This is a genomic window from Nostoc commune NIES-4072 (assembly GCF_003113895.1).
Lineage (GTDB): Bacteria > Cyanobacteriota > Cyanobacteriia > Cyanobacteriales > Nostocaceae > Nostoc > Nostoc commune.
In genome coordinates this window covers 247,435-267,651 of sequence record NZ_BDUD01000001.1, presented here as the reverse complement: position 1 = coordinate 267,651, position 20,217 = coordinate 247,435, and the positions used below count along the sequence as shown (strand labels likewise).

At 43.4% G+C, this 20,217-nt stretch carries 16 protein-coding genes and 2 pseudogenes; 16 read left to right on the top strand and 2 right to left on the bottom strand.

All coding sequences use genetic code 11. The features are described 5' to 3' along the window. The first annotated feature begins 39 nt into the window (after positions 1–39). The 7 genes from CDC33_RS01150 (at position 40) to CDC33_RS01120 (ending at position 8,714) form a co-directional block, all read left to right on the top strand. Positions 40–2,535, top strand: a complete 2,496-nt coding sequence (locus tag CDC33_RS01150; protein WP_109006925.1) for a BamA/TamA family outer membrane protein — start codon at positions 40–42, stop codon at positions 2,533–2,535. Further along, the gene (locus CDC33_RS01145) at positions 2,489–3,148 is read left to right on the top strand and encodes an RNA-guided endonuclease InsQ/TnpB family protein (RefSeq protein WP_219929991.1); all 660 of its coding nucleotides are present in this window, start codon (positions 2,489–2,491) and stop codon (positions 3,146–3,148) included. The genes CDC33_RS01150 and CDC33_RS01145 overlap by 47 nt, the downstream gene beginning before the upstream one ends. Before the next feature lie 262 nt (positions 3,149–3,410). After that, positions 3,411–4,259: a UDP-3-O-acyl-N-acetylglucosamine deacetylase gene (gene lpxC / locus CDC33_RS01140; RefSeq protein WP_109006923.1), complete on the top strand. Its 849-nt coding sequence runs from the start codon at positions 3,411–3,413 to the stop codon at positions 4,257–4,259. A gap of 103 nt (positions 4,260–4,362) precedes the next feature. Then, positions 4,363–4,884 (top strand): 3-hydroxyacyl-ACP dehydratase FabZ, encoded by a 522-nt coding sequence (fabZ, locus tag CDC33_RS01135; protein ID WP_109006922.1) that lies wholly within the window; start codon positions 4,363–4,365, stop codon positions 4,882–4,884. 313 nt (positions 4,885–5,197) lie between these two features. Further along, positions 5,198–6,016 (top strand): acyl-ACP--UDP-N-acetylglucosamine O-acyltransferase, encoded by an 819-nt coding sequence (gene lpxA, locus CDC33_RS01130; protein ID WP_100899429.1) that lies wholly within the window; start codon positions 5,198–5,200, stop codon positions 6,014–6,016. Between the two features lie 169 nt (positions 6,017–6,185). After that, a complete protein-coding gene (lpxB, locus tag CDC33_RS01125) occupies positions 6,186–7,355 on the top strand; it encodes a lipid-A-disaccharide synthase (protein ID WP_109006921.1) in 1,170 nt (389 codons plus the stop codon). A 90-nt stretch (positions 7,356–7,445) separates the two neighbouring features. Continuing rightward, positions 7,446–8,714 carry a DNA cytosine methyltransferase gene (locus CDC33_RS01120; protein WP_109012390.1) on the top strand — a complete coding sequence of 423 codons (1,269 nt, stop codon included), beginning with the start codon at positions 7,446–7,448 and terminating at the stop codon, positions 8,712–8,714. 160 nt (positions 8,715–8,874) lie between these two features. On the opposite strand, the gene CDC33_RS01115 is transcribed toward CDC33_RS01120, so the two are convergent. Next, positions 8,875–9,840: an aldo/keto reductase gene (locus CDC33_RS01115; protein WP_109006920.1), complete on the bottom strand. Its 966-nt coding sequence runs from the start codon at positions 9,838–9,840 to the stop codon at positions 8,875–8,877. A 258-nt stretch (positions 9,841–10,098) separates the two neighbouring features. On the opposite strand from CDC33_RS01115, the gene CDC33_RS01110 reads away from it, so the two are divergent. After that, on the top strand, positions 10,099–13,455 hold the full coding sequence (locus tag CDC33_RS01110) for an EAL domain-containing protein (protein WP_109006919.1): 3,357 nt from the start codon (positions 10,099–10,101) through the stop codon (positions 13,453–13,455). 218 nt (positions 13,456–13,673) lie between these two features. On the opposite strand, the gene CDC33_RS01105 is transcribed toward CDC33_RS01110, so the two are convergent. Next, on the bottom strand, positions 13,674–14,195 hold the full coding sequence (locus CDC33_RS01105; RefSeq protein WP_109006918.1) for a hypothetical protein: 522 nt from the start codon (positions 14,193–14,195) through the stop codon (positions 13,674–13,676). 251 nt (positions 14,196–14,446) lie between these two features. On the opposite strand from CDC33_RS01105, the gene nfi reads away from it, so the two are divergent. From nfi to CDC33_RS41540, 8 genes and pseudogenes are all read left to right on the top strand, one after another. After that, a complete protein-coding gene (nfi, locus tag CDC33_RS01100; RefSeq protein WP_109006917.1) occupies positions 14,447–15,112 on the top strand; it encodes a deoxyribonuclease V in 666 nt (221 codons plus the stop codon). 107 nt (positions 15,113–15,219) lie between these two features. After that, a complete protein-coding gene (locus CDC33_RS01095) occupies positions 15,220–15,753 on the top strand; it encodes an FHA domain-containing protein (RefSeq protein WP_109006916.1) in 534 nt (177 codons plus the stop codon). 97 nt (positions 15,754–15,850) lie between these two features. Next, positions 15,851–16,348 (top strand): annotated as a pseudogene (locus CDC33_RS01090) (FHA domain-containing protein); the annotation flags it as partial. A gap of 187 nt (positions 16,349–16,535) precedes the next feature. After that, entirely contained in the window at positions 16,536–17,348 is an 813-nt protein-coding gene (locus CDC33_RS01085; RefSeq protein WP_244919099.1) for a transposase, read from the top strand. A gap of 76 nt (positions 17,349–17,424) precedes the next feature. Further along, positions 17,425–18,252, top strand: coding sequence for an IS982 family transposase (locus CDC33_RS01080; protein ID WP_109006873.1), 828 nt, complete (start codon positions 17,425–17,427; stop codon positions 18,250–18,252). A 143-nt stretch (positions 18,253–18,395) separates the two neighbouring features. After that, positions 18,396–19,556 (top strand): annotated as a pseudogene (locus tag CDC33_RS01075) (FHA domain-containing protein); the annotation flags it as partial. A 101-nt stretch (positions 19,557–19,657) separates the two neighbouring features. Continuing rightward, the gene (locus tag CDC33_RS41545) at positions 19,658–20,068 is read left to right on the top strand and encodes a hypothetical protein (protein ID WP_369694275.1); all 411 of its coding nucleotides are present in this window, start codon (positions 19,658–19,660) and stop codon (positions 20,066–20,068) included. Then, on the top strand, positions 20,001–20,150 hold the full coding sequence (locus CDC33_RS41540) for a tetratricopeptide repeat protein (protein ID WP_109006915.1): 150 nt from the start codon (positions 20,001–20,003) through the stop codon (positions 20,148–20,150). The genes CDC33_RS41545 and CDC33_RS41540 overlap by 68 nt, the downstream gene beginning before the upstream one ends. Positions 20,151–20,217: the final 67 nt, after the last annotated feature.

The following is a 20,217-nucleotide window of genomic DNA, read 5'->3' as shown; positions in this document are numbered from 1 at the left end:
TTTGTGTGTGTGTGGTCGTGAAGAGGAATTATAAGTAAAATGCGTTTATCTCCCATGTTGCTGGCAGCAGTAGCAATTACAGTCCCTTTGGGCGGTTCATTGAGTGCAAATGCAAAAACCGCCAACAGTTCAAAACAGACAACAGAAGTTTTGACACTAGAAACAAATCAGCACCCAGAAAAGGATACTGGTCAGGTTGATAGTAAAAGTTTAGAATCTCGACCTAATTCTGCAAGGGTTATGCAGGCGGAGAAATCGCACATTGTCGCAGTTTACCCTGTCAATCTAAAAGCGATGCCTGCGGCGGGCTACGCCTACCCAACCCCAGAGGTAATCGTGCCAACCTCCACAACGCCAAAAACTGCACAAACCCCTCAAACAGATCCTAACTCTACTCAACAGCCGTCTCCCGCTCCAGACATTCCACCACCAGAAATTCAACAACCAACGCCTTCTCCAACTCCTGAGACTACTCCAGTTCCAGAAAATATCAACCCACCGACAACGGAACCTTTATCACCCACAACTCCAGAACCATCTACCGCTCCCGATGTTCCATTCCCCAATAGTCAACAAAGAACACCTGCTCCAAGCCCAGGTGCGACTCCCAGTCCGCAGAATGTTAACCCGCCGACAACTCCAGAAAATGCTCAACCCAATACTACAGCCCCAGAAGCCAATGACCCCCGCGTATTGGTATCGGAAGTAGTAGTTAGAGCACAGACTGGGCAACTACCACCAGGACTGGAAGACCAAGTTTATAGAGTAATTCGTACCCAACCAGGACGAACAACAACCCGCAGCCAACTGCAAGAAGATATTAACGCCATCTTTGGTACTGGTTTCTTCTCCAACGTGCAAGCAGCCCCAGAAGATACCCCCTTAGGAGTGCGGGTGAGCTTTGTTGTACAGCCTAACCCCGTTCTAAGCAAAGTAGAAGTGCAAGCCAATCCTGGTACTGGTGTTGCCTCAGTACTCCCAGCTAATACTGTGGATGAAGTCTTTAAGGATCAGTATGGCAAAATCCTTAACTTGCGTGACTTACAGGAAGGCATCAAGCAATTAAACAAGCGATATCAAGACCAAGGTTACGTACTAGCTAACGTGATTGGAGCGCCACAAGTCTCTGAAAACGGAGTTGTGACCTTGCAAATAGCAGAAGGTGTAGTAGAGAATATTAGAGTCCGGTTTCGCAATAAAGATGGTCAAGAGACAAACGAGAAAGGACAACCAATTCGGGGACGGACACAGGATTACATCATTACGCGAGAATTGGAGTTGAAGCCAGGACAAGTATTTAATCGCAACACAGTACAAAAAGACCTACAGCGCGTGTATGGACTAGGACTGTTTGAAGATGTGAATGTCTCCCTTGACCCTGGTACTGATCCCAGCAAGGTGGATGTAGTAGTAAATGTAGCTGAACGCAGCAGTGGTTCTATTGCTGCTGGTGCAGGCATTAGTTCTGCTAGCGGACTTTTTGGAACAGTTAGCTATCAACAGCAAAACCTGAACGGTAGGAACCAAAAACTGGGAGCAGAAGTACAGGTGGGAGAACGGGAACTGCTGTTTGACCTGCGGTTCACAGACCCCTGGATTGCCGGAGATCCCTACCGGACTTCCTACACAACCAATATTTTTCGCCGCAGTTCCATTTCGTTGATCTTTGATGGCAAAGATCAAGATATTAGGACGTTTGACCCAGGTAATCCTACTAATACAGATGCTCAGGATCGCCCCCGGATTCTCCGTCTAGGTGGTGGTGTTACCTTTACCCGTCCCCTCTCTGCCAATCCTTACAAAGCTTCTGTATGGACTGCCTCAGCAGGTTTACAGTATCAACGAGTTTCTGCACGCGATGCTGACGGCAATCTCAGAAAAACAGGAGCTGTATTTGATGAGGATAACGGCAACCGCATCAGCGAGGAAATTCCACTAACCTTATCTAGCGGCGGTCAAGACGATTTACTACTGTTGCAACTGGGAGCACAGCGCGATCGCCGTAATAACCCATTGCAACCCACTAAGGGTTCTTATCTCCGCTTCGGAGTTGATCAGTCGGTTCCCATCGGGCTAGGCAACGTCTTACTCACCAGATTTCGGGGAAGCTATAGCCAATATTTACCTATTAAGCTGATTAACCTCTCCAAAGGCGCACAAACCTTAGCATTTAATCTGCAAGCAGGAACCATCCTTGGTGACTTGCCTCCTTACGAAGCCTTTACCCTTGGAGGTAGCAACTCCGTCCGGGGTTATGAAGAAGGAGCATTAGGTAGTGGACGCTCTTATGTGCAAGCATCAGTAGAGTATCGGTTTCCAGTTTTTTCAGTAGTCAGTGGCGCACTATTTTTTGATCTCGGCAGCGATCTGGGAACTAGTACTAGGGCGGCTGAAGTTTTGAACAAAAATGGTAGTGGCTTCGGCTATGGTCTTGGCGTTCGCGTCCAGTCTCCATTGGGGCCAATTCGGATTGATTACGGTATCAACGATGATGGTGATAGCCGAATTAATTTCGGTATTGGCGAAAGGTTTTAATTTGCCATTAGTCATTAGTCATTGGTCAGTACAGACGCGATTAATCGCGTCTGTACAATGGTCATTGGTGAATCACAAAGGAGCTCCACCGCAGTTGAAAATAGCGAAAATCAAGTTAAGTAAGCAGCAGTGGCATAATCGTAATAAACAGTTTGGCAATCGAAAAAAAGCTATTAGGGCATCAAATAAGGCTAAACAGTATTTTGGTGAGATAGCCAAAACTCACGCCCACCTCGCTAATATTCGCCAAGACTTTCTACAAAAAACCACTACCGATATTAGCCGCAACTACTACCGGATTCGGATTGAGGATCTGAATATTAGCCAGATGATGGCTAATCATAAACTCTCCAATGCGATCGCCAATCTCGGATTGTATGAGTTTAGGCGAATGCTCACATACAAGCAGCCATTTTTTGGGACTAGGGTTGAGTTAGTTGACCGATGGTTTCCTAGCTCTAAGACCTGCTGCGAATGTGGTCATATTCAGTCAATGCCCTTATCAGAACGAGTATTTGTATGTGAAGCAGGATGCGGCAATATTAGAGATCGTGATGAGAACGCCTCGATCAACTTGAGGGATGCCCCTTTCGACAAGATACGGTTGGCTTAACCGAAATTTACGCCCGTTGACAAGAAGATGCCGACATCCTTGGTGGACACGGGAAGAAATCTCTATTCTTAGCTTTGGCTAAGTTTAGGTAAGTATTTTGAAGCACAACTGACAATTAACTTTTTTGGATCAGCTTGCTAAATTTGACATTTACCTCAATACTGTTCCGATAAAGGAATTAATTCATTTTTAGGGGAATATCAGGGATTTGACCAAAACAGACGATGAGCAATACTAAAGGAAATATACTGTCTTTTAGGCTATGCAACAGCACACTTTAGCTGGGGAAATCACCCAAATAGGGGTGGGATTGCATAGCGGTGTTAGTACCCAGGTGCGGATACTACCAGCTGAGGCGGGAAGTGGACGCTACTTTGTACGGGTAGATTTACTGGATTTGCCGATCATTCCAGCCCAAGTTGCGGCAGTTAGTCACACTGTTCTCTCAACTCAGTTGGGTAAGGGTGAGGTAGCCGTCCGCACGGTAGAACATTTGTTAGCTGCGCTTTCGGGTATGGGTGTGGATAATGCCCGGATTGAAATTGATGGCCCAGAAGTTCCCCTTTTAGATGGTTCAGCAAGTGTATGGACAGCCAACATTGCCCAAGTTGGCTTAGTATCACAACCCGTTAACAACCAAGTTACCAAGGTTATTACAGAACCAATATGGGTCTATCAAGGCGATGCCTTTGTATGTGCCCTCCCAGCACCAGAAACCCGCTTTAGTTACGGTATTGATTTTGACCTGCCCGCCATTGGTAATCAATGGCACAGTTGGTCAGTAACCACTGAACTAAAGAAAGCTTCTGCTAGCTTTGCTGCCCAAATTGCTCCTGCCCGGACTTTTGGGTTACTGCATCAAATTGAACACTTACAAAAAACAGGGTTAATTAAAGGTGGGAGTTTGGATAATGCACTCGTTTGTGGGCCAGAGGGCTGGCTAAATCCACCATTAAGATTTGCAAATGAGCCTGTCCGTCATAAAATCTTGGATTTAGTAGGAGATTTAAGTTTACTAGGAACTTTTCCTATTGCTCATTTCTTAGCGTATAAAGCCAGCCACAATTTACACATTCAACTAGCTCAGAGAATTTTAGATTTTGGATTTTAGATTTTAGATTTGATTTAAAGTTTACAATCCAAGATTATTAAGGCTTTCGATATACGCCTGCCTACTCAATCAACTTTCAGATAAAAAATTAACTACACGGCCAATGTCAATCCTCACTGAAGTGAATACCATTACACCTACGTCTACCGAATCAGAAGCTATAAATGAGACTACAATCATATCTGAGATTAAAACAACCTTTACATCTGAAGAAATTCAGAAATTGCTACCCCACCGCTACCCATTTTTACTTGTAGATAAAATAATTGACTACGTTCCAGGTAAAAAAGCTGTTGGAGTAAAAAATGTCACTATCAACGAACCCCATTTTCCAGGACATTTCCCAGAACGCCCACTGATGCCAGGGGTGCTAATTGTCGAAGCAATGGCACAAGTTGGGGGGATTGTTTTAACTCAAATGTCTTCGGTAGAAGGCGGACTGTTCGTCTTCGCTGGTATCGATAAAGTCCGTTTTCGCCGCCAGGTTGTACCGGGGGATCAATTAGTAATGACAGTGGAACTGTTATGGGTAAAACAACGTCGTTTCGGTAAGATGCAAGGTCGTGCCGAAGTTGACGGTCAACTTGCTTGTGAAGGGGAATTAATGTTTTCTCTAGTTAATTAAAAGTTTGCTTTCGTGGTATTGGCATAGCCGTGAAATGCCCTTGCTGAATCCTGAAAAAGGATCGCAGTTAAAAAAATCCACAACAGCATCTGAATAATTTATTGATTTTTGACGCCCTCTTTACGAGACGCACTCACGAACACACTTAACTTGCTTTGCCCGACACTTTCGTTCACTGAAATACTTAACGCTCAACAATGCCAGTCGCCTCAAATGGGATGGCAGTCAGTATAACTCTCTTAACCAGGGTAACGCACTGCTTTAAAAACCCCACCCGGCGCTGGCTTATCAAGACAGTTCTGGAGATTCACCCTTGAAAACGCTAATTCATCCAACTGCTGTAATTCATCCGAAATCGGAACTCCACCATACAGTGCAAGTCGGTGCCTATGCTGTGATTGGAGAGCATGTCAAAGTGGGCCCTGAAACAATAATCGGCGCTCATGCCGTGCTAGAGGGGCCTTGTGAAATTGGGGCGCAAAATCAGATTTTTACAGGTGCAGCCATCGGCATGGAACCACAGGATCTCAAGTTTGTGGGAGAACCAACCTGGGTCAAAATTGGTGATAACAACTTGATTCGTGAGTACGTTACTATTAACCGCGCTACTGGTGCTGGTGAAGCAACAGTGATTGGTGATGGTAACTTACTGATGGCTTATGCCCATGTGGCTCATAACTGCGTGATTGAAGACCAGGTAGTGATTGCTAACTCTGTGGCGTTGGCGGGTCATGTGCATATAGAGTCACGCGCTAGGCTGAGTGGGGTTTTAGGTGTCCATCAATTTGTGCATATTGGTAGACAGGCAATGGTGGGAGGCATGGCACGGATTGACCGGGATGTAGCCCCATATATGCTAGTGGAGGGAAATCCGGCGCGGGTACGAACCCTCAACCTTGTGGGACTTAAACGGTCTGGTATGGACTCTACAGATTTGCAAATGCTCAAAAAAGCCTTCCGCATTCTCTACCGCTCTAATTTGCCCTTTAAGGATGCTTTAGAAGAGTTGGAATTGTTAGGGAATAGCGAACAGTTGCAGCATTTGCGACGTTTTCTGCTACTTTCTCAGATGCCTGGAAGGCGTGGTTTGATTCCCGGTAGGGGAAGAAAAGGCGTGAGTGATGAGTCGTGAATTATGAGAGACGCGATGAATCGCGTCTGTACAAAAGTGGGAGTAGAGACGTGATTAATCGCGTCTCTACAGGAGTTAGGAATTGATGAATTAAATTTTTAACTCCGCATTCCTAAATATTCACTGCTAACTATTTATTTCTAAGTTTTTACTAATTACCAATTATCAAATGCGGATATTTATCAGCACTGGCGAAGTATCTGGCGATTTACAAGGGTCGCTGCTAATTACAGCGCTGAAGCGTCAAGCTGTAGCGATTGGGTTGGAATTAGAGATTGTGGCACTGGGTGGCGAAAAAATGGTGGAGGCTGGGGCAATTTTGTTGGGAAATACCAGTAGTATTGGCTCAATGGGTATTCTCGAAGGCTTGCCTTATCTTTTACCAACTCTCCGGGTGCAACGTCAGGCGATCGCTTTCTTAAAACAAAATCCACCGGATTTAGTGGTGCTGATCGATTATATGACTCCCAATCTGGAAATTGGGACTTATATGAAACAGCAATTACCAGATGTGCCTGTGGTGTATTACATTGCTCCCCAAGAGTGGGCTTGGTCAATCAGTTTGCGTAGAACTAAGCGGATTGTTGGTTTTACAGATAAGCTGTTGGCAATTTTCCCACAAGAAGCCCGTTACTTTCGTGAGAAAGGGGCAAAAGTTAGTTGGGTAGGGCATCCTTTAGTTGACCGAATGCAAGATGCTCCTAGTCGCCAAGCAGCCCGTGCAACACTGGGAATTGCACCAGAACAAATTGCGATCGCACTTCTCCCCGCCTCTCGCCGCCAAGAATTAAAATATCTTTTACCAGTAATTTTTCAAGCCGCCCAAACTATTCAAGCGAAATTACCTGAAGTTCATTTCTGGATTCCTCTATCGCTGGAAGTCTATAGACAGCCAATTGAGCAGGCTATTAAGCGTTACGGTTTACGGGCGACAATTATATCAGGTCAACAAATGGAAGTTTTTGCTGCTGCTGATTTAGCCATTAGTAAATCTGGTACTGTCAACCTCGAACTTGCTCTGTTAAATGTGCCGCAAGTTGTAGTTTACCGTTTAAGTTCCCTGACTGCTTGGATAGCTCGTAAAATCCTCAAAGGTTCTGTAACCTTTGCATCACCACCTAATTTAGTAGTGATGAAGTCGATTGTGCCAGAATTTTTACAAGAGCAAGCCACACCAGAGAATATTATCCAAGCAGCGATGGAACTGCTACTCAATCCCAGTCGCAGAGAGCAAACTTTGGCGGATTATCAAGAAATGCGGCAAAGTTTAGGAGAAGTTGGGGTGTGCGATCGCGTTGCTCAAGAAATTTTGCAAATGGTGGCGGGGAATGGGGAGTAGGGAGTGGGGACTGGGGACTGGGGACTGGGAAAATTTTGTATATTTAATATCGATACTCAATCCCCAATCCCTAATCCATTTAGAGGTGTCATGGCTTATGAGATGAAAAAACAAAGAGCGATCGCTGTTGACTTATTCGCTGGCGCGGGGGGTATGACTCTTGGCTTTGAACAAGCTGGCTTTGATGTACTAGCGTCTGTGGAGATTGACCCCATCCACTGTGCAACACATGAGTTTAACTTCCCTTTTTGCTCAGTGTTATGTAAAAGTGTTGTGGATACAACCGGGGAAGAAATTCGGAATCGGTCTGAGATTGGCGATCGCGAAATTGATGTGGTAATTTCTGGCTCACCATGTCAAGGGTTTTCTCTAATTGGTAAACGGGCTGTTGATGATCCTAGAAACTCTTTGGTGTTTCACTTTCATCGGCTGGTTTTTGAGCTAAAACCAAAGTTCTTTGTAATGGAAAATGTTCGGGGGATTACAGTTGGCGAACATAAACAAATCCTCCAATCCTTAATTAGCGAGTTTAGAATTCACGGCTACAAAGTAGAAGAAAATTACCAAGTTCTCAACGCTGCACATTACGGAGTACCACAGTCCCGTGAGAGATTATTTCTCATAGGTGCAAGGGAGGATGTAAAGTTACCGAAATATCCTCAGCCGATTACTAAACAAGCATTACCAAATAATTTAAATTCTAAAAAAATATCTAATATTCCATTAAGTCCTACAGTGTTGGATGCAATTGGAGATTTACCTGAAATAGAAAAATATTCAGAGTTATTAACAAGAGATTGGGTTGTAGCAGAATACCAAAAGCCTAGTAACTATGCTCTTATACTTCGTGGTATGCAATACCTAGATGATGATTATTCTTACAAACGAGAATATGATTTGCGAATACTTTCTTCAAGTTTAAGAACAAAACATTCTGCGGAAACTATTCAACGTTTTCAGGAGACTCAACAAGGCGAGAGAGAAAAAATTAGTCGTTTTTATAAGCTGCATCCTGCTGGTGTCTGTAATACTTTAAGAGCCGGAACAGATAAGTATAGGGGTTCTTTCACATCTCCTAGACCGATTCATCCAATTACGCCGCGCTGTATCACAGTTAGAGAAGCGGCGAGATTGCATTCTTACCCTGATTGGTTTAGATTTCATGTAACTAAATGGCACGGATTTCGGCAAGTTGGTAACTCTGTACCACCTTTACTAGCAAAGGCTGTGGCGGCAGAAATTATTCGCAATTTGAATATTTCGCCTTTTAAGCCGAGTTTGCAATACAAGTTGGGACAGGAGAAGCTATTACAATTTAATATGTCGCAAGCGGCACAATATTATCAGCGTGACTGGTAAGAATTCACTCTGTAATATGTGCAAGGTTGGGCTTAGAGCTTTACGTAAAATCAGGGCGAATTGAGGGTTGTAATTTAAACGCAGAGGGACGCAAAGTATAGCGCAGAGGAACGCAAAGTTTGTTTGAGTCCATTTTGCTAGGAACTTAGGCAAGGTTGGCCTAAGTCCAAGCACGGAAGAATGTACTATCTTCCCAGATATTAGCAGTCTGTTGTGCGATCGCTGTTAATTCTTCCTTTTTAAGAGGCACAAAAGCCTGCGCTATCTTGACATTATTCTCTAATTGTGCAATAGTCTCTGCCGCTATTACACAACAATGTACTCCAGGCTGAGACATTGTATAACCTAAAGCTTGCTCCATACCTGTCAACCCGCCTGGTTTAAACAGTCGACCATAAGCCGGGACTTTCATCGCAATCACACCAACATTTTTTTCTTGAGCAACTGGTAGAACCACGGGAATAAATGGATGTGGGTGGTGTTTGTCGGCAGCATTCACAGGAATCAGTGTAGTGTGGAAAGGATAGCGACGCAAGCCTTCGGCAATCACTTGAGGGTCGTGATGTCCGGTAATACCTGCAAAGCGCACCAGTTTTTGTTCTATGGCTTCTTCTAAAGCTTTAATTGCGCCAGATGAACTAAAGATAGTGTCGAGTTCTTCAGAAAAAGAAACGCGATGCAACTGCCACAAATCAAGATAATCTGTATTGAGACGTTTAAGCGATCGCTCTAATTCTCGCCATGCACCATCCCGATCTCTTTGATCGGTCTTACTTGCTAGAAATACCTTTGAGCGATGGGATGGTAGCACTTTACCTAAATAATCTTCACTCGGCCCATAACTAGCGGCTGTATCAAAGTAGCGAATGCCAAGTTCCAGCGCTTTTTGAATAATTGCTGTAGCATCACCCTCTTTTCCTTCCCAGGATAGTGGCGTTATTCCTGCTCCTCCTAACCCGAAGATCGGGAGTTTTACTTCTGTGCGTCCCAACACCCGTTCTGGCATAGTTGCTGGTGGTGTTGCAGTGTTGGTAGTATTTTGCCCAAAAGTATTAGTTGCCACAATACCTCCAGTTACAGCAATACTAGTAATTAGGAAATTACGCCGCGTCTTTCCTTCTGTCATGATTGGCTTTGGGGAAAAGTACTCTTCTTCTCAAATTTTAGCTAGGGATAATTAACTGGATATCCTTCTAAAGCATAGATTCATCACATTTCAGATAGGTAGGTCAAAATAAGAGCGATGCCTATAGCGGCAAGCTACGCACATCTCACAAATTAGCATTCTTTATTACTGATAAATAGCCAAATAAGTAGAGAAAAGAGAATAATTATACTTTGGGCTGTTGATAAATGCCTAGAAGTTGCTTTAGCTTATTCTGTTATGACCTCTAAAAATTCTGTTGCTTCACCCGTGAATGGATTGGTTTTATCCGAAGAAGCCTTTTTCTTTGAGCGATCGCTCGATCTGCTCTCGGTCATTGGTCTGGATGGCTACTTTAAGCGGATCAACCCTGCATTTACCCAAACCCTCGGCCACTCAGAAGCAGAATTATTAGCCAGTCCTTTTTTAGACTTCGTGCATCCAGACGACCACTTCGCCACATTAGCAGAAATGGAGAAGGTGAAAACCGGGATACCAACGCTCAATTTCGAAAATCGTTACCGGACGAAAGATGGCTGCTACCGATGGCTGAGGTGGACAGCATCACCGCAGATTGTCGGGGGATTGATATACTGCGTTGCCCGTGACATGACCCAGCAAAAAGAGGCCGAAGCCGCCCTACAACGCGCCAACCAGGAACTAGAACAGCGCGTTGCCGAACGGACTGCCCAGTTAGAACAGGCAAATGCAGTCCTGGCAGAACGGGAAGCCTTGTATCGAACGCTGACACAACATATCCTTAATGGTGCAGTTCAACTGTTTGACCATAATCTGCGCTTTTTACTCATTGAAGGTAGTGAAATCAAACAATTGGGATTAGATGGAACGGCACTAGTGGGGCAAACCATTTGGGAAGTCCTGCCTCCAGAAACCTGTGAGCAAATTGAGCCGATGTATCGTGCGGCACTGGTGGGTCAAATTTCAATCCAGGAAGTGCTTTACTCCAATCAGATTTATGAAGTACATACTTTACCTGTCCGCAATGAGCAGGGTGAGATTTTTGCAGGCATGGTACTCACCCAAAACATGACGTATCGCAAGCAGGTAGAAGCAGAGTTACAAGAAAGCAAAGCAATACTGCAACGGCAACTAGCTGAGATTGAAAGCATCTATCAGTCTGCCCCAATCGGGTTAAACGTTCTTGATACCAACCTGCGCTTTGTGCGGATTAACCAGCGATTGGCAGAGATCAATGGATTTTCCGTAGAGGAACACATTGGGCGAACAATTCGAGAGTTATTGCCTAACATCGCTGATACTGCCGAAGAGTTGCTCCGCCCTGTCTTAGAAACGGGAGAACCGTTACTAAACGTCGAAATTCGGGGGGAAACTCCGGCACAACCGGGAGTAGAGCGTGTGTGGTTGGAGAGCTTTTTACCGTTAAAGGATGGCGAGCAGATAATTGGCATCAATACCGTTTGTCAAGAAATTACTGAGCAGATTCAAATTGATGAAGCCCTGCGGCGATCTGAAGAACGCTATCGCACGCTGTTTGAAACGATGGAAGACGGGTTTTGCGTTATTGAAATGTTGTTTGATGCAAACAATACGCCGATTGATTATCGTTTCCTAGAAATTAACCCTGCATTTGAGCAACAAACCGGATTCCAACAGGCAGTAGGTAAAACGGCACGCCAACTCCTTCCTAATCTAGAAGAATTTTGGTTTCAGACTTATGGCAGAGTCGCTCTAACAGGTGAACCCATTCGCTTTGAAAATGGCTCTGAGGCAATGAATCGCTGGTTTGATGTTTATGCGTTTCGCATTGAGCATCCAGAGATGCACAAAGTGGCCATCCTGTTCAAAGATATTAGCGATGTCTACGACGAGCTTCGCTTACGCAAACAGTCTGAGATAGCCCTGCGGGAGAATGAAGACCGCTTGCGGATGGCGATCGCCTCTGCTCAATTGGGAACTTGGGATTGGAATCTACTTACAGGAGAATTGAAATGGGATACTGGCTGCAAAGCCATGTTTGGGCTACCGCCCGATGCCGAGAGTAGTATAGAGACGTTTTTTGAGGGCTTACATCCCGATGACCGCGATCGTCTTCAGGAAATTATTCAAGAGGCGCTTAACCCAGCGTCGGGTGGCTTTTATGACACTGAGTATCGAACAATCGGCATTCAGGATAAAGTTGAACGCTGGCTGAGAGCGAAAGGGCAAGCCTACTTTGAGACAAACAGAAAACCGATCCGCTTCATTGGTACGGTGTTGAATATTACGGAGCAAAAACAAACCGAAGCGCAATTAATTCATGATGTTTTTCACGATTCACTAACTGGACTGCCAAACCGTGCTTTATTTGTCGAAAGGTTGGAACAGGCGCTGGCGCTAACAAAACGTCATTCAGACTACAGATTCGCTGTCCTGTTCCTAGATGTGGATCGCTTTAAAGTTATCAACGATAGCCTTGGTCATATAATTGGGGATCAATTGCTAATGGGCCTGGCACGCAGATTAGAAAGGTGTCTCCGTGTAGGAGATACAGTTGCCCGTTTAGGTGGAGATGAGTTCACAATCCTATTAGATGATATCAAAGATTTAAATGATGTAAAAAATGTAGCCAATAGAATAAATGTAGCTTTGACAGGAGCTTTTAATCTTGGTGGAAATGAAGTAATTACTACTGTAAGTATTGGTATCGCTTTAGGCACAAGCACTTATAATCTGTCAGAAGAACTCATCCGTGACGCTGACATTGCAATGTACCGTGCTAAAGCATTAGGAAAAGCACGCTATGAAATATTTGATTTTAGTATGTACACTCAAGCTGCCCAGTTATTACAGTTAGAAATGGATCTACGACGGGCAATTGAACGCCAAGAATTTCAGGTTTACTATCAGCCAATTGTCTCGTTAGAAACTTATCAGATTATTGGCTTTGAGGCTCTTGTGCGCTGGCAACATCCTGAAGATGGATTTGTTTCTCCAGAAAGGTTTATTCCTTTAGCAGAAGAAACTGGGCTGATTGTGCCGATTGGTTATTGGGTGTTACGCGAAGCTTGTCGTCAGATGCGGACTTGGCAATTGAAATTTCCTACTAACCCACCCTTAACCATCAGTGTAAATATTTCTAGTAAACAGTTTTGCCACCCCAATTTGATTGAGGAAATTCGCCAAATTCTGCTAGATTCTGGTCTACAAGGCAGCAGTTTAAAGTTGGAGATTACTGAAACCGTACTGATGGAAAACTCTGATTCAGCTACTACTATGCTTTTGGAATTACAACAGATGGACATTCAGTTACATCTAGATGATTTTGGTACAGGTTATTCATCCTTGAGTTACCTACACCATTTTCCCTTTAGTGCATTAAAGATTGATCGTTCATTTGTGATCAACATTGGTGCTAATGGAGAAAACTTGGAAATTGTTCAGGCGATTATTTCCCTAGCACAAAGTCTTAACATAGATGTAATAGCCGAGGGTATAGAAACAAGAGAGCAATTAACACAGCTTCAAATTAAAAAATGCAAGCACGCACAAGGATATATTTTCTCTCGACCACTTGATAGCCACTCGGTAGATGCATTAATCGCATCTAGCTTGTACTTTAAGCATCTCCTTGTTTAGCAAGTTCTAAAAGACTTGGCTGTGTCATAACCAATAAATCCGAAAAACTGAGATAATATCTTCTATCTCAGGGTTCCCTATTTTCAAGTAAAAACAACATTTTCAAAAGTTTTTAAGTTTTTAAGTGCTATAGTGAAAACCTACTTGAATTTATTATACTTCTTGCAAAAAAGACAATTTTAGAATTTTTTTGCGACTCTGCGTGAGCAAATTAAATCCTAACGTTCCTTTGTAATTACAGAACTACCATTACTAATACTTACTTTTTGAATAAAAACTTCAGAACAAGATGATAAAATATCATTACTAATTTGATTAGCAATAAATTCAAAATCTTGGTTTGTTAATCCCAGTGCAGTATCGCCGCTTAAGTTAATACAAATAGTTAGGGGTTGAGGATTACTGGAAGAGTGTTCATCATCTACTAATTCTAGTTCAGCTTCTGCTATGCCTAAATTAAACTCTTTACTCCAAGCTGGAAACTCTTGACCCGTTTGTTGCCCGTAAACTTTCACTATTTCAATAGATGCAGCCCCTAAAGCGGTTAACCCTTTGCGGATAAATGGAACTAAAATTTCATGATTTAGTACTTGGGGAGATTCTAGTATTACCTCCAAGCAACTATCTTGGAAGGCAACCTGTGCAGTGATCCCTTTGGGGTGTAGGTGGCGGTTCATCAGAGATGCGATCGCCTGTACATCTCCCTGTTTTGCAAGTTCCAGAATATTTGGCTGTGTCATAACCAGTAAAAGAGAAAATCTAAAAAAATAAACTTATATTCTCAGGATTCCCTCTTGACAGCCTTAAGTAACATTATGATGCAAGATATCAGCTAACCTTGGCTAATATGTCTAGGATAAAGATAGTCATTCACAGACTTTTGCAAAAAATAGATTTTCCCTGTATCAACATCAAAAACTCTTATTTTTGTGCTTGTCATAACAGGATTAATATTAATCAGTTTAATTCTTAATTTAAGTTTTCAATCAATATGAAGTTTTATCGAGATCATGCTTGGCCCTCGACGCTAGAAGAAGCCATAGCTATCCAAGAAAAGCTGCGCGATCAAGTAATTACTGAGGATCAACTGCAAGAACCTATTCAGTACGTTGCTGGAGTGGATATGGGTTTTGAAGCTGATGGAACCATTAGCCGTGCAGCTGTGGCAGTACTGAGTTTTCCTGATTTGCAAGTAATCGAAACAAGCCTAGCACACCGTCCTACGACCTTTCCTTATGTTCCTGGGTTCCTCTCATTTCGGGAAATTCCAGCTGTTCTCGATGCTTTGGAGAAGATTAAAACAACACCAGATATTATCTTGTGTGATGGTCAAGGAATTGCCCATCCCCGTGGATTAGGTATAGCTAGCCATTTAGGATTACTCATAGATATGCCGACAATTGGTGTAGCCAAGTCCAGGTTGGTAGGCAAGTATGAGGAATTGCCAGAAACAAAAGGCAGCAAGCAACCACTTATATATAAAGGGGAAACAGTTGGGGCAGTTCTACGCACACGCACAGGAGTAAAACCTCTCTACATCTCCAGTGGCCATAGAGTTAGTTTACCGACAGCGATTGACTATGTATTACGCTGTACGCCCAAATATCGGCTGCCAGAAACTACGCGCATCGCTGATAAATTAGCATCGGCTAAATAAATCTTGTTGAAGTTTTTTCTAAATACTTGCTTGCACCAACTCAATCGTGTTAGGAATCGCACAGAAAGAAGTTGAAGTAGCTAAATAAGATTTACGAAGTTAGAACAATGAACGCACTAACTTTACAGTGGCACGATGCAGGCCAAGATAAAACTCAGAACATTTACGAACAACAGCCAAGTAAAAATCTTGGCACTGTCCGCATCGGTCGTGATCCACTGCGGTGCGATATTGTTCTGAGTCACCTTACTGTCTCTGGTTTACACGTTGAAATATTTTTTCATCACCAGCAACAACGCTTTTATATTAGGAATTTGCGATCGCAAAATCCCCCCCTTATCGATGGACGACAATTAGTCCAAGGTGAAATGCCTTTAACTCAAGGCACTAGTATCTCTTTGGGACAAATAAAACTCAACGTTACTAACGTTTCCACGGCTAGCATTCCAGCAACAATTTTGCTGCCACCCCATCCACCAGTACATATTGGACATCATCAGTATTCACCAACACCAGGAGTTTATGGCTTAGAATGCCCCAAATGTCATAAAGTTTCCCCAGGAGAAAATCTACAAATTGGCTGTCATTGGTGTGGGACATCTTTGGCTGCGGCCGTGAGTGTGTTAGTAGCAGGGAATTAGAAGAGATGCGATTAATCGCGTCTGTACAAGAGTTTTTTCCCATGCCCAATGCCCAATGCCCCATGCCCAATTACAAATGACAAATGACAAATGACTAATGACTAATGAACAAATCCAATTGAGTTGGGACGATTTAGCGACGGGTGAACGGCGACAACCAAGGTTGAGTATGCCGATCGCTTTTGGTCGAGAATTCGCTCGTTTACCTGCTGAACTCAGGGGAGTACGGGTTTCTCGGATGCTGCTTAACAGTAACGAAGTTTCTCGTTACCATGCCCTAATTGACTGGGAACAAGACCATTTAGTAGTGATTGACCAAGGCAGCGTTAACGGTGTGTATGTCAACGGTCAACCACAAACGCGCAGTGTTCTAGCTAATGGGGATACGTTGCAAATTGGCCCCTATTTAATAACAGTGACATTTGCTGCTAACGTACCCGCACCAGATACTAGCCCTCCATCAACGATTCATTTCAACGCAAATACCAATCTTCCAGACCCCACCTTGCCTATAGCCCAGCCGCTAACGCCGTTGACGAGTAATTTCCCGCCGCTAGCGTTTCAGGCACAAAATGTGGCTGTGCAAGCACTTCATCTCAAGCCTCCAGGAGACTCCCGCCAAAACTGTACTCAGTTTGGCGGTGAGAGGAATGGAGGGCTAATTGCAAAACGTCCCCTGAGTAAATTTGTGCGTCAGCACAAACAATGAGGGGGACAGTTGAGCAATTAGCAAATACTTTGCTAACCACTAGTTCGTACATTGTGTTCTCTGATATAATTGGATGAATTCTAGTGTGGATGCAATGCAAACAATATCGGTAAAATGCAAGATTCAAGTCCCTGTAGAGTTGCGTTCTGAAATAGATCGCACTTTGCAGGGATTTGCTGATGCTTGCAATCAGATATTGGAGGTTGCAAAGCGTGAAAAATGCTGGAATACTACCAAGCTTCACCACTTGGTTTATAAGCCAGTACGCGCATCTACAGGCATTAAGGCAAACCATGTCTGTCAAGCGATTCGCCGTGTGATTGGTAACGCCAAGGCAGTTAAACAAGTTCACAAGTTTAGACCAACATCTATTAATTTGGATGCTCGGACTTTTCAGTACTTGGAAGAACTGCAAACTGTGGGCGTTACTTTGATGTGTGGCCGCAAAAAGTTCAAGTTGAGTATTGGTAATTACCAGTTGGCATTGCTTAAAGGGCAGTTTCCAACGGCTGCTACTCTCAAGAAAACAAAACACGGGGATTACTACATCAATATCTGTGTTGACCTGCCCACCAACCCCACAGGTAGAACACCAAAAGTAATTGGGGTCGATCTCGGTAGGCGCGACATAGCGACCACTTCCAATGGTGATTCCTGGAGTGGTAAACAGATTCAAAACACTCGTGACCGATATAGTAAGGTCAGATCCAATGTTCAAAGCAAACGCACGCGCAGTTCCAGAAAACTGTTGCGAAGGCTCTCCGGCAGAGAACAAAGGTTCCAAAAGTGGTTGAATCACAATATCTCGAAACAGTTGGTTCGGGATGCCAAACAAAGTAACTCTGCTTTGGCTTTTGAAGATTTGACTAATAACCCAAGTTGCTAGTTACTCTTATGGGCGATCGCTTTGGGACAGTAAAGCAATAAAATGCCCTCCAAGAAGAGAAAATTAGGAGGGCTAAATGCTAAACGAAATAATTTCCATATATGCTATCATAGACGACCTGTTAAAGGCGATTGGGCATAATGAAGATTGTCGTCGAGAGATGAATGACGCAGAAATTATTACAACGGCAATAACATCGGCGATGTTCTTTAATGGTAATCATAGTAAGGCTTGTACCTATATGAAAGAACATAAGTTGATATCTAATATGTTAGAAAAGTCACGATTTAACCGGAGATTACACAGTGTCTCAATGTTAATCAACGACTTGTTTCATCAAGTGGGAATGGCACTGAAGGAAATTAGTGATTCCACTGAATATCTTTTAGACTCGTTCCCAGTGCCCATCTGCGATAACATCCGTATCTTTAATGTAAAAATAATACAGTCGGCGCAGTATAGAGGTTACATCGCATCGAAAAAACGATATTTTTACGGGGTTCGAGTTCAGTTATTAACAACCAAAAATGGTATTCCTGTCGAATTTGTGTTTATGCCTGGTAGTGCCAACGATGTACGTGCTTTAAATGCCTTACCCTTGAATCTACCACCTGGTAGTGAAATTTATGGTGATTCAGCTTACACCGACTACACGATTGAGGATGACTTGGAACAAACAAGTCACATTTCTTTAAAAGTCATGAGGAAAAAGAACTCCAAGCGTCAAGACCAGCCTTGGAATCAATATATTAAACAACATACTCGGCATTATATCGAAACTGTGTTTAGTAGTATCACTTGTGTTTTTCCAAAATCAATACATGCAGTCACTTATCAAGGGTTTTTACTTAAGCTACAAGCATTCATTTTTTCTTTTACTCTTCAACAAGCTTTTATTGAATAAGTAATTTATACAACTAATAGGCATTTAAGTAGCTGAATGCTGGCAACAATGGCATCGGCACGTTGGCGCTAGGCACCAACTTTGTTGTACGCGATCGCATGAATTGAGTGATAACAAGTGCATATCAGTCGATAACCAGCAACTTGGGTTATTTGTGGCAAGTGTTTGCTGAACCTACATTTGCAGAAACTTATACTCCTCGTGCGGGTAATGTCTTTGATTCCATAGATAGGGAGGCGAAGCGCATTGGCTGGAATCAAATTTATCGCTATGGACGAGTTAGGGGAATTCGCAAAACTGATGATGGCAGATATTGTATAGCCTATTCTCGCGCCCCAGGAAATTATGCTTTTTTAGTTAGTCGTTATTTACATTTAGCTACTGGGTATCCAGCAATTCAGTTTCTCCCAGATTTGCAAGCTTATAGGGAAAAATATCAAGACTTTAAATCTGTCGTCAATGCTTATGAAGCACACGATCATGTTTATGAGCAACTAGAGCAACAAGGTGGTACGGTATTGATTCGGGGGCGGGGAATTGTGGCTTCGCGGATTGTACAGCGCATTTATGAAGCTAGAAAAAGAAATCGGAATATTGCAGTTTTGCATTTAATGCGATCGCCAAAACCTCAAGGCAACAAATTTCAAAATACCCAGCGCCTAGTCAAAAATCATTACGAATTTCAACCCTTTAACTGGCCGAAAGCCTGTTGGGGCGGCGAACTCCGAGCAATGTTAGAAAAAGCCACCCCCGATGAACGCAAACGCTTACTAGCAGACTGGGGTGGAACTACCACCGCCGACCGCCAAGACTGGCAGCAAATTACTGCCCAAGGGTTAAGCGAAGGCTGGTATCAAATTACCTTCGGTGAAGTTTTGGATGTAGAACGAGATGCCCAAAACCGGACTATTACCCGTATTCGAGAACAAAGCTTTGGGGAAATGAAATTGCTAGCTGACTTTATTATTGATGCTACTGGACTGGATGCCAAGGTAGATTCTAATCCCCTCATAGCAGATTTGGTAAAACATTACAACCTCCCAGTAAATCACTTGGGGCGACTGACTGTAACGAACAATTTTGAATTAGTAGAAATGCGTAGTGATAGAGGTCAAATGTATGCTGCTGGGGCTATTACTTTAGGTGGGCCTTATGCAGCAGTTGATAGTTTTTTGGGCTTGCAATACGCCGCATTAGTCGCCGTTGATGGACTCGCCGCCACCCGTGCGCCTGGAGTCCATCGTTTGAATACTATAAGTTCTTTTAGGCAGTGGTTGAAGTGGGTGTTGAATCAGTCACCTTAGTTTAAGAAAGCAGAAGGCATAATAAATACAATATTTACCTGACTGTTTTGAGTACCAAATCCCAAATTTGAGGTTCAAAGGCTCAACGTTCGAGCAAAAAGGTGCAACGTTCGAGCAAAAAGGTGCAACGTTCGAGCAAAAAGGTGCAACGTCCGAGCAAAAAGGTGCAACGTCCGAGTAAAAAGGTGCAACGTCCGAGCAAAAAGGTGCAACGTCCGAGCAAAAAGGTGCAACGTCCGAGCAAAAAGGTGCAACGTCCGAGTAAAAAGGTGCAACGTCCGAGTAAAAAGGCTCGACGTTCGGGTAAAAAGGCTCGACGTTCAGGTTCAGAGGCTCAACGTTCAGGTTTAACTAAACCCGTAATCGCCACAATCACAGAGGCAATTCCCCCAATCGACAATGAAGTTAAAATTGCCGCCGCCAGAATAATTTCAGTAGGGCTGTATCCATGCTTCTACAAAACGCTACAGCGAAGCCGAACCCCTGTATCAGCAAGCTTTGGCAATTTGTGAGCAGACTTTGGGTGTAGGTCATCCCGATACGATAAGAGTTCGGAGAAATTATGCAATCTTTTTAAGAAAACCTTATCGCTAACGATCGCACCCTTTCAAAAAATCACATCAAATGGATGCCACACAACAGTTTTAGTTCAAATTTTAGC

Bases quoted from the DNA above. Each gene is read 5' to 3' on its own strand.
- CDC33_RS01150 (WP_109006925.1), top strand. From the start codon at position 40: ATGCGTTTATCTCCCATGTTGCTGGCAGCAGTAGCAATTACAGTCCCT.
- CDC33_RS01145 (WP_219929991.1), top strand. From the start codon at position 2,489: ATGATGGTGATAGCCGAATTAATTTCGGTATTGGCGAAAGGTTTTAAT.
- lpxC (WP_109006923.1), top strand. From the start codon at position 3,411: ATGCAACAGCACACTTTAGCTGGGGAAATCACCCAAATAGGGGTGGGA.
- fabZ (WP_109006922.1), top strand. From the start codon at position 4,363: ATGTCAATCCTCACTGAAGTGAATACCATTACACCTACGTCTACCGAA.
- lpxB (WP_109006921.1), top strand. From the start codon at position 6,186: ATGCGGATATTTATCAGCACTGGCGAAGTATCTGGCGATTTACAAGGG.
- CDC33_RS01120 (WP_109012390.1), top strand. From the start codon at position 7,446: ATGGCTTATGAGATGAAAAAACAAAGAGCGATCGCTGTTGACTTATTC.
- CDC33_RS01115 (WP_109006920.1), bottom strand. From the start codon at position 9,840: ATGACAGAAGGAAAGACGCGGCGTAATTTCCTAATTACTAGTATTGCT.
- CDC33_RS01110 (WP_109006919.1), top strand. From the start codon at position 10,099: ATGACCTCTAAAAATTCTGTTGCTTCACCCGTGAATGGATTGGTTTTA.
- CDC33_RS01105 (WP_109006918.1), bottom strand. From the start codon at position 14,195: ATGACACAGCCAAATATTCTGGAACTTGCAAAACAGGGAGATGTACAG.
- nfi (WP_109006917.1), top strand. From the start codon at position 14,447: ATGAAGTTTTATCGAGATCATGCTTGGCCCTCGACGCTAGAAGAAGCC.
- CDC33_RS01095 (WP_109006916.1), top strand. From the start codon at position 15,220: ATGAACGCACTAACTTTACAGTGGCACGATGCAGGCCAAGATAAAACT.
- CDC33_RS01085 (WP_244919099.1), top strand. From the start codon at position 16,536: ATGAATTCTAGTGTGGATGCAATGCAAACAATATCGGTAAAATGCAAG.
- CDC33_RS01080 (WP_109006873.1), top strand. From the start codon at position 17,425: ATGCTAAACGAAATAATTTCCATATATGCTATCATAGACGACCTGTTA.